Annotated in this window: 12 protein-coding genes and 1 rRNA gene; 12 read left to right on the forward strand and 1 reads right to left on the reverse strand. The window is 41.2% G+C overall.

What is annotated here, in order from left to right; genetic code table 11:
• From rrf to hisC, 8 genes are all read left to right on the forward strand, one after another.
• Positions 1-102: ribosomal RNA gene (gene rrf / locus AC1IR0_RS10940) — 5S ribosomal RNA — on the forward strand; the annotation flags it as partial.
• 198 nt (positions 103-300) lie between these two features.
• Entirely contained in the window at positions 301-1,752 is a 1,452-nt protein-coding gene (locus AC1IR0_RS10945; protein WP_004730747.1) for an RNA polymerase factor sigma-54, read from the forward strand.
• Between the two features lie 184 nt (positions 1,753-1,936).
• Entirely contained in the window at positions 1,937-2,269 is a 333-nt protein-coding gene (gene hpf / locus AC1IR0_RS10950) for a ribosome hibernation-promoting factor, HPF/YfiA family (protein ID WP_004730744.1), read from the forward strand.
• A 133-nt stretch (positions 2,270-2,402) separates the two neighbouring features.
• Entirely contained in the window at positions 2,403-2,654 is a 252-nt protein-coding gene (gene ibaG, locus AC1IR0_RS10955) for a BolA family iron metabolism protein IbaG (protein ID WP_004730742.1), read from the forward strand.
• A 7-nt stretch (positions 2,655-2,661) separates the two neighbouring features.
• A complete protein-coding gene (gene murA, locus AC1IR0_RS10960; protein WP_409654753.1) occupies positions 2,662-3,918 on the forward strand; it encodes a UDP-N-acetylglucosamine 1-carboxyvinyltransferase in 1,257 nt (418 codons plus the stop codon).
• Positions 3,918-4,619 (forward strand): ATP phosphoribosyltransferase, encoded by a 702-nt coding sequence (gene hisG, locus AC1IR0_RS10965; RefSeq protein ID WP_005107786.1) that lies wholly within the window; start codon positions 3,918-3,920, stop codon positions 4,617-4,619. Before murA ends, hisG begins: the two co-directional genes overlap by 1 nt.
• 187 nt (positions 4,620-4,806) lie before the next feature.
• Positions 4,807-6,111, forward strand: coding sequence for a histidinol dehydrogenase (hisD, locus tag AC1IR0_RS10970; RefSeq protein ID WP_409654749.1), 1,305 nt, complete (start codon positions 4,807-4,809; stop codon positions 6,109-6,111).
• 148 nt (positions 6,112-6,259) lie between these two features.
• Positions 6,260-7,348: a histidinol-phosphate transaminase gene (hisC, locus tag AC1IR0_RS10975; protein WP_409654746.1), complete on the forward strand. Its 1,089-nt coding sequence runs from the start codon at positions 6,260-6,262 to the stop codon at positions 7,346-7,348.
• 131 nt (positions 7,349-7,479) lie between these two features.
• Here the strand turns inward: hisC and AC1IR0_RS10980 are convergent, their stop codons facing one another.
• Positions 7,480-8,811: an anthranilate synthase component I family protein gene (locus tag AC1IR0_RS10980; RefSeq protein WP_409654743.1), complete on the reverse strand. Its 1,332-nt coding sequence runs from the start codon at positions 8,809-8,811 to the stop codon at positions 7,480-7,482.
• 259 nt (positions 8,812-9,070) lie between these two features.
• On the opposite strand from AC1IR0_RS10980, the gene filA reads away from it, so the two are divergent.
• The 4 genes from filA (at position 9,071) to filD (ending at position 14,062) form a co-directional block, all read left to right on the forward strand.
• Positions 9,071-10,120 (forward strand): putative pilus system protein FilA, encoded by a 1,050-nt coding sequence (filA, locus tag AC1IR0_RS10985; protein ID WP_004730733.1) that lies wholly within the window; start codon positions 9,071-9,073, stop codon positions 10,118-10,120.
• 191 nt (positions 10,121-10,311) lie between these two features.
• A complete protein-coding gene (gene filB, locus AC1IR0_RS10990; RefSeq protein ID WP_409654740.1) occupies positions 10,312-11,145 on the forward strand; it encodes a putative pilus system C39 family peptidase FilB in 834 nt (277 codons plus the stop codon).
• Between the two features lie 34 nt (positions 11,146-11,179).
• On the forward strand, positions 11,180-12,385 hold the full coding sequence (gene filC / locus AC1IR0_RS10995; RefSeq protein WP_222111944.1) for a putative pilus system protein FilC: 1,206 nt from the start codon (positions 11,180-11,182) through the stop codon (positions 12,383-12,385).
• Positions 12,386-12,397: 12 nt separating this feature from the next.
• Positions 12,398-14,062: a putative pilus system OmpP1/FadL family transporter FilD gene (gene filD, locus AC1IR0_RS11000; RefSeq protein ID WP_409654736.1), complete on the forward strand. Its 1,665-nt coding sequence runs from the start codon at positions 12,398-12,400 to the stop codon at positions 14,060-14,062.
• Positions 14,063-14,064: the final 2 nt, after the last annotated feature.

Here is a 14,064-nt window from a genome sequence, read left to right on the forward strand (position 1 = left end):
GCAAGAGTGAACCACCTGATCCCTTCCCGAACTCAGAAGTGAAACCTCTTAGCGCTGATGGTAGTGTGGGGTTACCCATGTGAGAGTAAGTCATCGCCAGCTCATTATTCCAAAATCCCCCTCCGCCAAGGCAGAGGGGGATTTTTTTATTCGAAAATTTAAGTATTTAAACAATTATTAGTTATGAAAGACTAGAAATTTAAAATCCGATTTGTATGTTTTTTGGTAAATCTGTGTTATAAAAAATAAAACGGCATAAAAATTGCTTATAAAACGGGATTTTCTATTAAGGGGGTAACAATGAGATTATCAGTGGGCATAAAAATTGCGAACTCGCTGTCATTAACTCCACAATTACAGCAAGCAATTCGGCTATTACAACTTTCAAGTCTGGAATTGGAGCAAGAAGTTCAGTTGCAACTTGATAGTAATCCTCTATTAGAAAAAGTTGAAGAGCAAATTACCCTTGAAAGCTTATCTACAATTGAATCAAATAATGAAAATCACGATCTAACCAATGAACTTAATGCCGATCATCTGCCTGATGATTTACCTGTAGATACCGATTGGGATGATGTCTATACCCATCAACCTACAAGTCTGGGGGCAGCCGAGTTCGAAGAGCGTGAAGATAATCGTCAAGGGCATCAGAGCCTGCAAGAATATATGCTAGAACAAATTAATCTGCTGAATTTTTCACAGGTTGATAAATTAATCGCTTATTGTATCGTCGACTCTCTGGACGACAAAGGTTTTTTAGATGCAGAGTTAAGTGAAATTACTGCATCAGTACAACATTTACTCTCTTCTATAGGGGCCGAAGAAGAAATTGAAGATGATGAGGTTGCCGTTGTATTAAAGCATATTCAACGTTTGGATCCGGTGGGTGTAGGTTCTAGAAGCTTGGCAGAATGCCTATTGGTTCAACTTGATAATTTACCTGCGTCAACCCCTTGCCGAAATGATGCGATCAAACTTCTGCAACATTATGAATTGTTGATTACCAATGAGCTTCCTAAGCTGATCAAACAGACTGGCTTAAATCCAGAACAGTTGCGCTGTGCTGTAGATTTGCTAAAAACCTTAAAACCGCATCCAGGTCTGGAATTTGAAAACAAGGAATCGGATTATCAGGTGCCAGATGTTGTGGTGATGAAAAAGAATAACTGCTGGCAAGTCAATTTAAACTCGGATGTACTGCCAAAGTTACGCGTCAATTCTTTTTATGCCAAAATGATTCGTCGTGCAGATCATAGCGATGATAATCAGTACCTGCGTAATCAGATGCTGGAAGCGAAGAACTTTATCAAAAGTATCGATGAACGGCATAAAACATTATTGAAAGTCGCGACTTGTATTGTAGAACATCAAAAGATGTTCTTGGAAATTGGGGCGGAAGGCATGAAACCTCTGGTTTTAAGAGATATTGCCGAAGAAGTCGAATTGCATGAATCTACAGTTTCTCGTGTAACCACCAATAAATATATGCTGACCCCACGTGGATTGTTCGAGTTGAAATATTTCTTCTCGAGTCATGTCGGGACTACTTCAGGTGGTGAAGCATCTTCTACTGCTATTCGTGCCAAAATCAAAAAACTGATTTCCGAAGAAAATGCCCGTAAGCCTCTGTCTGATAATGCAATTGCCAATATGTTAAAAGATGAAGGCATTGATGTGGCACGACGTACGGTGGCGAAATATCGTGAATCGTTACATATTCCTTCATCTTCTGAGCGAAAAGTCTTGATCTAAAATTTGAAATCTGGCTATTCTAGAGATTCATTATGACAACATAATGAATCTTTTTTCTTTTGAGGATCAGTAAGATTGATTTGATTCAGGACTTAAAATACGGATATTTTATTTATAAGTTACTGTATTTAAATTATTTTATATTGAGACTCTTCTAATCCTAACGAAGGTGAGGGATAGAACTATGCAAATAACAATTCGTGGACATCATTTATCGATTACGCCAGCTATTGAAGAAAGTATAAAAACCAAGTTTTCACAGATGACGAAGCACCTAGATCAGGTGAATAGTATGCAAGTGAAACTCTCGAAAGATCATCAAATTGATAAACGCTCTAGAAAGGGCAGTAGTAATCATATCGCAGAGGCTATTATCCGATTACCGGGCATTGAATTTTTTGCTCACGCCACCGCAGATGATATGTATACCTCAATTAAAATATTGACCGAAAAATTGAAACGGCAGATTGATCGATACCGGGAAATGCATTTACAGCAGCATCCTTTAGCTCTATAAAGGACAAATGATGAAAAAGAGGTTTTAAAAGCCTCTTTTTTTTATATATATAATGTATGGATCCATGAATTATTTTTGCTATTTATAGTAAAATGGCTCGTTTTACACCCTTAGTCCTATAAGAGGTCTTGTGATGAATAATGAACAGCTCGCTGAAATTTTAGAAGCCGCTTTTCCAGAGGCGGATGTTGCTGTGAGTGGTCAGGGCGGAAAATTTGATCTCCGTATTGTGGATGATCAATTTGAAGGTAAGCGTCCAGTTGCACGCCAACAAGCTGTTTATGCTCCTCTCAATGCCCATATTGCCAGTGGTGCAGTTCACGCAGTAACGATTCGCGCGATGACAAAAGAAGAATGGCGCAAAGCAAGCTTATTTGGAGCTTAATCATTTAATGGATAAATTTTTAATTCAGGGCGGTATCAAGCTCGAAGGTGAAGTGCGCATTTCTGGTGCAAAGAATGCAGCACTTCCATTATTGGCAGCAATGATTCTTGCTGATACCCCGATTACGCTCAGAAATGTTCCTAATCTAAAAGATGTCAATACGTTGGTGAAGCTGATTGCTGGTCTTGGGATCACCATGACTTATGAAGGCGATACGGTTGTTGCTGATACTTCTACATTAGATAACCAGTTCGCACCGTATGAGCTCGTAAAAACTATGCGTGCTTCTATTTTGGTGCTTGGTCCATTATTGGCGCGCTATGGCAGTGCAAAAGTGTCTTTACCAGGCGGTTGTGCGATTGGTTCCCGTCCTGTCGATCAGCATTTGAAAGCTTTAGAAGCTTTAGGCGCCGAGATTGAAGTCGAAGCCGGTTATGTACATGCCAAAGTCGATGGTTGCCTGAAAGGTGGCGAAGTTGTCTTTGATATGGTGACTGTGGGTGGGACAGAAAATATTCTGATGGCTGCCGTGTTGGCCGATGGTGTGACCACGATTCGCAATGCAGCACGTGAACCTGAGATCACTGATCTTGCGCAAATGCTGATCAAGATGGGTGCCAAGATTGAAGGTCTAGATACCGATACTTTAATTGTGACCGGTGTCGAACGTCTGCATGGCTGTGAATATGCGGTTGTTGCTGACCGGATTGAAACCGGTTCATATCTGGCAGCAGCAGCGATCACTGGCGGTCGTATCAAAACCACGCATACTGATCCGTCCCTGATGGAAGCGGTGCTGGACAAGTTTGAAGAAATGGGCGCAGAAGTGACCCGTGGTGACGACTGGATTGAACTGGATATGCTGGGTAAACGTCCGAAAGCTGTCAGCTTCCAAACCTTACCACATCCAGAATTTCCAACCGATATGCAAGCCCAGATTATGGCTGTGAATGCCATTGCTCAAGGCTTTGCGACAATTTCTGAAACGATTTTTGAAAACCGTTTCATGCATGTTCCTGAATTGGCACGTATGGGTGCCAATATTCAGGTAGAAGGTAATGATGCTGTGGTAACGGGTGTAGAAAAACTTTCTGCCGCACCCGTAATGGCAACAGATTTACGTGCTTCGTTCTCTTTGGTGCTGGCAGCACTTGCCGCTGAAGGTGAAACGCTGATTGACCGCATTTATCATATTGACCGCGGTTATGAAGATGTAGAAGCAAAGTTACAAAGTTTAGGTGCCCAAATTAAGCGAGTAAATTAATGAGCGATATGAGAAACGATGATCCAAACTTTGACGTAATGGGCAATTTTGATCATGGTTTAACTTTGGCATTAAGTAAGGGGCGTATCTTAAAAGAGACTTTACCTTTGCTAGAAACAGCAGGGATTAATCTTTTAGAAGATCCTGATAAATCTCGTAAATTGATTTTCCCGACCACGCATAAACAGGTTCGTATTCTAATTTTACGTGCTTCAGATGTACCGACTTATGTTGAAAATGGTGCAGCCGATATTGGTGTGGCCGGTAAAGATGTATTGATGGAACATGGCGCGCAAAACGTCTATGAACCATTGGACCTGAAAATTGCGGTATGTAAATTGATGACCGCCGGTAAGGTGGGGATGCAACGTCCTAAAGGTCGTTTAAAAATTGCGACCAAGTACGTGAATTTGACCCGTCAATACTATGCCAGCTTGGGTGAGCAGGTTGATGTGATCAAGCTGTATGGCTCCATGGAACTTGCACCACTGGTTGGTCTGGGTGATTACATTGTTGACGTCGTAGATACAGGCAATACTTTGCGTGCCAATGGCTTAGAGCCACTTGAAGAAATCTGTAAAGTGTCTTCACGTTTAATCGTAAACAAAGCTAGCTTCAAGCGTAAGCAGGCATTATTAAATCCGATTTTGGCTCAACTGGAACAAGCGGTTGAAGCACGTGAGCAAGCGAAAAAAGCATAATTTATGCTGAACACAAAAACCGTCCTCTTAGGGCGGTTTTTTTATTCGATTGAACATAAATATGATGTGAATTCTTTCATCAATTTTACCAAAAGTTATTTCCAATAAAACTCATAGGGCTAGAGCACTATAGCTGCCGACAAAAGTCTGGAAAACAGGTAAACTAAAGCCTTCGAATTCAAACCTGATGGGTAAATTGATGCGACGTTTATCGACCCAAGATCAAAACTTCAAGCAAGCTTTTGCTGACTTGTTGGCTTTTGAAACTGTTAATGATCCTGAACTTTTAAAAACTGTAGATCAAATTATTGCTGATGTTCGTCAGCATGGTGATGCTCAAGTTCTTAAACTCACTCAACAGTTCGATCGACATCCGGCGCATCAATTTTCAGAGCTTGAACTGACCCAGGAACAATTGAAAGCAGCATTTGATGGTCTAAGCACGGAAGTCCGGGAAGCGCTTGAACTTGCAGCGAATCGTATTCGGGAATTCCATCAAGCACAAAAGCAAGATGGCTGGACTTATGTCGATGCCTTGGGCAATACGCTCGGTCAGAAAGTGACTCCACTGGATCGTGTGGGGATTTATGTACCGGGTGGTCTGGCGTCTTATCCATCTTCAGTATTGATGAATGCGGTGCCTGCACATGTGGCGGGTGTTCCTGAAATTATTATGGTGGTACCTGCGCCGAATGGTGATTTAAACCCATTGGTACTGGCGGCTGCATATCTGGCAGGCGTAACGCGTGTCTTTACCATTGGTGGCGCACAAGCGGTTGCGGCATTGGCTTATGGTACAGAAACTGTCCCAGCAGTAGATAAAATTACTGGCCCGGGCAACCGTTTTGTTGCTGCAGCAAAACGTGCAGTGTTTGGTCAGGTCGGCATCGACATGATTGCAGGGCCTTCTGAAATTTTGGTATATGCCGAAGGCCAAAATAATGCTGAATGGCTGGCCATGGATTTACTTTCGCAAGCTGAGCATGACACTGTGGCACAAGCCATTTTCATCACACCAGATGAACAGTTGCTAAATGCCGTTGAGCAGGTGATTGAAATGCACTTGGCAACATTACCGAAGGCGGAAATTGCCCGTACTTCGATTGCCAATCGTGGTGCTTTAGTCTTGGTAAAAGACCGTCAAGAAGCGTCAGATTTGATTAATCAGGTAGCGCCTGAGCATTTGATGTTATGTTTAGATGATGCAGAAGCAATGTCTGATAGCATTCGTCATGCAGGTGCAATCTTTATGGGTCGTTATACGCCTGAAGCCATTGGTGATTACTGTGCCGGGCCAAACCATGTCTTGCCAACTTCAGGTACTGCGCGTTTTTCATCGCCACTTGGTGTCTATGATTTCCAGAAGCGTTCAAGTTTGATCATGTGCTCACAAGAAGGTGTAAAAACTTTAGCAAAAACTGCGGATATCTTGGCGCAACAAGAGAACTTGGATGCACATGCACAGTCAGCACGTTATCGTTATCAATCATAAATAGCATTACAACCTCTCCCTGACCCTCTCCTAAAAGGAGAGGAGAATTTAAACCACAAAAATCTTGTGTCTTTAGTAATGAAAATTCCTCTCTTGCGCCATATATGGCTCAGGGAGAGGTTAGGAGAGGGTTTAAAGAGAATACAAAATGAATATCACAACAGAACAAATGCGTTTTTGGAGTCCTGAAGTACGTGAATTAGAACCGTATATCCCAGGCGAACAACCAAAAATCCAGAATATTTTAAAACTTAATACCAATGAAAATCCGTATCCGCCATCACCCAAAGTGGTTGCGGCAGTACAACAGGTATTGGCAAATTCAGCAGACGTTTTGCGTTTATATCCAGATCCGGATGCGTCTGAACTGAAACAGGCGATCGCTAAACAGCAAAATGTACCTGTTGAAACCGTCTTTGTCGGCAATGGCTCAGATGAGGTTTTGGCACATATCTTTAAAGCATTTTTTGTTCAAGAACGGCCTGTACTTTATCCAGATATTACCTATAGTTTCTATCCGGTTTATAGTCAGTTTTTCGGCGTCAAAACCAAAATCTTGCCACTGAATGATGACTTTGAAATTGTTGTAAATGACTATAAACAAGCTAATGGTGGCATTATTATCACTAACCCTAATGCACCGACTAGTATTGATCTAGGCTTGGTAGCCATTGAGGAAATTCTGCAAGCCAATCCGGATTCAGTGGTGGTGATTGATGAAGCCTATGTGGATTTTGGTGCCGAATCAGCAGTCAAGCTGGTTGAAAAATATGAAAATTTAGTCGTATGTCAAACTACTTCGAAGTCACGTTCTCTTGCAGGGTTACGTGTTGGTTTCGCGATTGCCCAGCCACATTTGATTGTAGCACTTGAAGCAGTCAAAAACAGCTTTAACTCTTATCCGATGGACCGTTTTGCGATTGCTGCAGCGGTCGCTTCATTTGAAGATCAGGCCTACTTTGAAGCACAAAATGCAAAAGTGATTGCTAGCCGTGAAAAGTTGGTGTCTCAATTAAATGAGCTTGGTTTTAAAGTTTTACCATCGAGTGCCAACTTTATTTTTGCCTCATTGCCATCTACGGATGCAGGCGAGCTTGCAAGGGAGTTGCGTGAACGTGGCATTATCGTGCGTTATTTTAACAAGCCACGTATTAACCAGTTCTTGCGAATTACTATTGGTACAGATGAGCAAAATCAGCGTTTAGTCGATACCTTGAAAAACGATATTTTAGCTTAATCTCCCCAAACTCCTCTTTATAAAAGAAGGGTCTTCTTAGTTTTACTGAATTAGAGGATTCCCTCCTTTGGTAAATGAGGATTAGGCTGGATTCAAAATAAAAAAGCGAATCAAATGATTCGCTTTTTTATTTATTCAGGCTGATACCATGTATTTAATAGATCCAGCATCGCTGAAACTTTATCAAAACATTCCTGATATTCTGCATCACAATCTGAAGAAATAGTAATTCCACCGCCCGCCCATAAAGAAACATCTTCTTGATATTTTTGGAGGGAACGAATCAGAATGTTCCAGGAACCGGTACCATCAAAATTAAAATAACCCATTGAGCCACAATAAGCTCCACGTGCTGCACCTTCCAATTCAGCAATAATCTGCATGGCACGAATTTTAGGTGCCCCCGTAATTGAGCCACCTGGTAGGGCTGACATTAGCACCTCGAAAGGATTCACATCCGCTTTTAAGGTCGCTTCTACTTCGCTCACCATATGATGCACTTGATTAAAACTTTCGATATTAAATAATTTGGGTGTTTTAACTGAACCTGTTTCCGCATAAATACTTAAATCATTACGTAATAAATCCACAATCATGACATTTTCTGCCTGATCTTTTTCCGATGTTTTTAAGTTGTGTTTAGATTGTTCATCTAGCACAGGATCGCTATAGCGTGGCATGGTGCCTTTAATTGGTTTGGTGATAATTTTCCGATTTTTTTCGAAGTCAATAAATAACTCGGGTGAGCAACTGAGTAATTCAAAATCACCAATACGCAAATAACCCGCATAGGGGGCTTCGGTTAATGCCCAGAATGCTTGGGCAGTGGCTAAGAGGGAGCCTTGGGCACGACCTTTAAATTCTTGGGTTAGATTAATCTGATAGCAGTCACCTGCAACAATATAGTCCTGAATTTTCTGAAAAGCCTGAGTATAGACAGATTTGGTCCAGCGTGAGGTACAAGGATTTTTTAAATGAAATGTCGGGTGAATTTTATCTTGATTAAGTAGGTTCTGAATATGATTGAAAATCTGTTCTGCCTGTGGATCATCACTATAGAACATCCAGCCATCAAGGGTTAGTTTAATGTAGGAAGAAAATTGACCAATAAATAAACCAGGTTGAGGACGATCTGGATACTGAATATATTGTTGAGCCGCATAATCGTAGCCGATAAAACCGACATAACCTCCACGAAAGCCATTCTCTTGAGGAGTTTTTAATGCATCGATTGCTAAATTAAACTCAGATGGGCTGTGCTGATAGTGTTCAATCCCTGTTCTTTTAAAAGACTGAATTTGTGATGTCTGGGCAATAAAATATTCTTGAGCGCAGCAGGCAATAAAAGGCTGACTATTATTATTTAAATACACCAGATGATCCAATGTCTTCAATGCGGATAATAGATCTGCAACCAGACGAGATTCAAATTTTAAAGGGTGATGATAGAGAGCTTCGGTCATTCAGTTATAGAGAGTTCAATATGACTCACTATTTTATATCAAGAAGTCAGGAAAATATTTTTAAATCATGAAATACCGTTTATCGGTAAGCGACAGATTGCGACCAACAACAGTTGATCAAAAACTGACTCGACGCTAATTTAAGTGGGCTAGCAAATTACTCAAGGAAAGATGCTTAAGCTGTCAGAAAATAAAAAATACAGCCTAAACACTGAGTAATTCACAACCAAAAAAAATAGTACTCTTGGGAGAGTAAACAATGAAAAAATTTACAAAATTAGTTTTAGCGACTTCAGTTGCATTTAGTGCCAATGCGATGGCGATGCAAGCAATGGATGATGCATCTCTAAGCGAAACAACGGGTCAAGACGGTTTGACAATTGGTATCGGCATCTCGAAAATTGCTATTGAAAAATTATTTATCCATGATAACGACGGTTTAGCGCCAAAAGGTGTTGCAAATGAGGCGGGTTTCGGAGGTACTTCTACAGCAGGTGCGATCGTAATCCGTGGTAAGACTGATACAGCACCTGATGCTGCTGCTCTTGCTGATCCGACTACTGCAACCCATGGTGTAGTAATCGGTGCCAATTATGACAATAGTGGTGCCTATTTACTTGCATCCCGTAACCTTGCTGACTTGGTGATTGATTCAGATGCTGGTGCTGGTAATCCTTTCATTAATGTTGCTGCACAAGTATCGGGTCTAGATATCAAAGTTGGTCGAATTGGTGTAACTGCATCTGGTGCAGATGATCCAGATTCGATTCGCCGAGGTGGTGCCGGTGTTGTAAACGACATCATTAGTGGTTTTGACGTTAAAACTGGTGTGATAAATGCCAATATTCAACTGGGTGCTGCTCCACAAGGCGCTATGATCAAGATGAATAGTAAAATGATTGGTGGTCTAGAAATTAAAAACCTAGGTATTTTAGATAACTCGTCTAAAAATAAAGCAGTGGGGATGGTAGGCACGACTGCAGTGACTACACGTGAAGCCGGTGAGATTTTTGTTGAAAGTATCAAAATCGCAGATGCGGATTCTAATGATTTAACTATTAGCCAGAATATTTCTGTATATAACGATGCTTATGTAGGTACTACAGCTCAGTTAGGTAAGGCAGCGCATGTTCGTATTGTAAGTAATGATACTGGAGCGAAAGACCAATACATTAAAGGTATTCATTTAGGTAACCGTGAAGCAAGATCATCAATTGGTGATATGGAAGTCCAAGGTTTACAAACTTTCTACTCTCAAGCTCAGGGTAGTTATACTAAAGGCGCAATTATTACTATTTCGGGCCACTAATCTTTATTTTAAAAAAAAAAGCGCGTGTTTACACGCGCTTTTTTATGACTATCTCACTTATCTAAAAAATAAAAAAAATACTGTATTTTTTTGAAAAAGCAGGTATCTTTCTAGTTACAGGGAAGTAGAGTGAATGCTCTATAAAAAGAAAAATAGGCACATCATGCCCATTATAAGAAAAGTTAATAATTATGTTAGAGATCGCGTTGGGCTCGGCATTGATGTATTACGCTGCCAAAGAAGCTCTGGATATCAAAAAACAGCCGAATGGGGCTGTTCACTATACTGAAGTTCTTGATTCAAGAAATGACTCTTTTGTGCGTATGCACCGTGAAGCTGTAGAAGTAAAACCGGCACTTCTAGATCAGTTTCAGGGCATTGTACGTCAAGCTTATGATTATAGTTGTGGTTCGGCAGCACTGACGACCCTCCTCAATGGTTATGTCGGTACGCAGCTGGATGAGCAGCAAGTCATGAGTGGGCTAATGAAATTCGGTGAAACGGATAAAATTGTTGAACGCCGTAGTTTTTCTCTGCTTGATATGAAGCGCTTTGTTTCAGCCTTAGGGTTGGGAAGTGGAGGCTATCGAGGAGAGTTCAAAGATTTAGTCAATCAAGATCAGCCTGCCATTGTTCCGATTTCCTATGCAGGATTTAAGCATTTTGTAGTTTATAAAGGTTATAAAAATGGCCGGGTTTATGTTGCAGATCCGGCACTTGGTAATATCAGTTTTGAGGAACGGCGTTTTCAGGATATTTGGGAAAATAACACTTTGTTCCTGATTAATGTACCTGAACAATATCGCAAAAATTTTCTAGCATTAAAAGAATCAGATATGCGCCATGTAGAAGATGCTACGATCAATCGCTATGCCTTGGTTGACATGCAGTATCCACAATTTTATATGGACAAAATTGCTGATAAAGCTTCTACGATCCGTATGGACCGTAATCGTAATACAGAGTCAGAACAATTTGGGGAATATCAACATAACTTCCTGAGACTGTATTACAAGAATAAATAAAACGAAAAACAGTAATAAAAATTAAAATGGTGAAATGGATATGAACAGTAAATGGATGAACAAGACGTTCTTGGCACTGAGCATTCAAATGGTAATGGGCGTTGCATTTGCTGCAGAAGAACCAGCACTAGGTGAATACGAAACAGTTGATGAAGAAGTTGTCGTTGAAACTGCTGCATCTGTACCCGATCAAACTGGGCAAGTCGAAACGCAGGCTGCAGAAGAGTCAGAACTCGGTGAATATGAAGCAGTTGAAGAGGCTGTCGTCGAAACAGCAGCACCTGTAGCGACTCAGGCTGGCCAAGTAATAGATGCATCTCAAGCTTTACAGCAACAAGAAGGAGATGCTACTCAGGCAGCTAACCTAGAAGAAGTATTTACGTCAAATGAACGCCAATACTCTCTAATAAAACAAAGCGAAATTTCATCATATTACGATATTGATTATACCTATTATCGAGACACCCAACTTGATATAGAAATGGCACAGGGCCAATTGTATCAACTACGTGTTCAAGAAAATGCAACACATAGTATGACTAATACTTTTACTTTCCAATATGGTGTGAAAGATAACCTGACCTTGACTGCATCCCTACCTTTAGTGGCCAAAACTGACTTGTTGAAAGATACCTCTACTGCGGGTTTGGGTGATATTAGTTTGGGTGCTCGCTGGGAACCCTTTCCCCTAAAAGCGGGTCGTCTGCCTCTGATTTTATTTGGTAATTTATCAACTAAAACGGGTGACAGCCCTTATGAAATTAATGCCGCGACAGATCTGGCAGCAGGAAAGGGCTATTATTCTGCTGGTGTGGGTGCCAGTACGCGTAAATACATTGACCCAGTCGTATTGTTTGCATCAGTTTCTGCGAACTATGGTTTTAAAGAATCGGGCCTGAATCAGCGTCGAGGTAGCCGGATTATTGAGGAGTTTGAACCGGGGATTAGTGGAGGCTTTGCCTTTGGTTTCGCATATTCATTTAACTATGATGTTTCGATGACCATGTCCTATCAGCAGAGCTTTAATACTGGTGCGGAATTTAACTATAACACTGGTGAAAGTTATTCTGCTGCAGATCAGACCAGTTCTACCTTTGCAATTTCCTTAGGTGTGCGAGTCTCTCCAGAAACCATTGTTAATGGTACCGTTGGCCTAGGGCTGACCGAAGATGCACCGGATGTTTCGTTGGGATTATCATTCCCACTTGATATTTTAGGTTTTGGTAAAAAAATCAGTTAATAGGGGTGTCGTATGAAAAACATTCGACTTAGCCCGTTATTAACAGGAATTATTCTTGCGGGCTGTTCAAGTTATACCTTTGCACAATTGGGAACCAACCTTTCAGTTGATTTACGTGCACTATCCATGGGGAATGCCGTCACCGCAGATCCTCCAGGGGTCAATGCCATCCACTTTAACCCGGCTGCATTGACTAAAATTGATGGTCTGCAAACCGAACAGCAAATCATTGTGGCTAATTTTGATATCCAGCGTGAGTTTTCAGTACCGGCCGGATATAACGTATTTGGCTATTCTGATGATCCTATTGTCTGTAATGACGGTCCTGAAGTTTCATCTGATTTGTGTACTGACTTTAAAGGTCCGGTAAAAGGCGATGTGGAATATGTCAGTCTTTATGTCCCTTTTCTGAAAAAAATGGTGGATTTAGGCGAAGGTCTTCCTTTGACTGCACCCACGATGGGGATCGCATACAATCCCCCTGGATCGAAAGCCACTTATGCGACTGCTGTTTATGCTCCTCTCATGGCAGGTTTTGGTCATGAAGATGGTAACCCGGCAAACTTTATGGGACAGCAGGTTGCTTTAGAGCGGATTACCTATCTGTCACCATCCATCGGTTATGAGGTCAATGACCAACTGTCGATTGGTGCTTCTATCGGGATGTCTTATCAAGCCATCGGGATGAAAACGGACTTGCGTTTCCCGAATGAGTTGATCGGGATGTTGCGTATGATCGACGAAGTCGTATGTACGCCGTTTAAAGAAAATTCCGACATTATTACAGATATTCTTTTGCTCGGGATCTGTAATGCTGATGAGGGGATGAACCCATTTGGCAAGTTTGGTCAAATGCAACTGTCACTTGAACAAAACTTAAGCCCAAGCTATAACCTGGGAATCTTGTGGGAACCACGCGAAGACTTTAGTTTTGGTATGGTGTACCAAAGTGCTGCAAAAATGCGCTTAAAAGGTAAATATCATATTGATAATGCCAAAGCTCCTCAGGAAATGATCAAAGGTTTAATGACCTCACCGACCGGCCAGATTCTGGCTGCAATTCTTGGATTTCCTACTTACATACCATCAAATGAATCTGGTCTGGTGTCGCAGGATTTTGAATATCCGGCGCATTTTCAGGCAGGTATCAAATATAAAGTGATGCCAGATTTGCAAGTGAATTTTGATATTGGCTGGACAGATTACAAGGTTTGGGACGAATTTAAATTTGAATTTGACCGTACCATTTCAGCTCTAAAAATTGCCAAAATTTTGTCTGCCAATGTCACTGACTCAACCTTGGCTTTACCGATGGGATTTGAATCGCCGTGGAACTTCGGTATTGGGATGGAGTATTCAGCTACAGATCGTTTGAAGCTTCGGGCAGGTTATGAGCCACGTACCAGTGCTATTCCGAAAAATAAGCGTAATACCATGGTACCGATCAATGGTGCACAGTTATTTGGTTTAGGTGTAGGTTACCGATTTGATGCAGACACTGATCTGGATCTATCAATTGGTTTCTTGCGTAGCAAAGATCAGATTCCAGCAAATACCAGTAGTTTAGCCAACCAGACTGGGGTAAATAACCTGTTATTAAACCCATATGCAGGTTTAAACGTAAAAACAGATACCAAAATTACAATTTTAGGTTTGAACTATCGCACTCGTTGGTAAGG

The sequence above is a fragment of the Acinetobacter sp. 129952 genome, assembly GCF_056642055.1.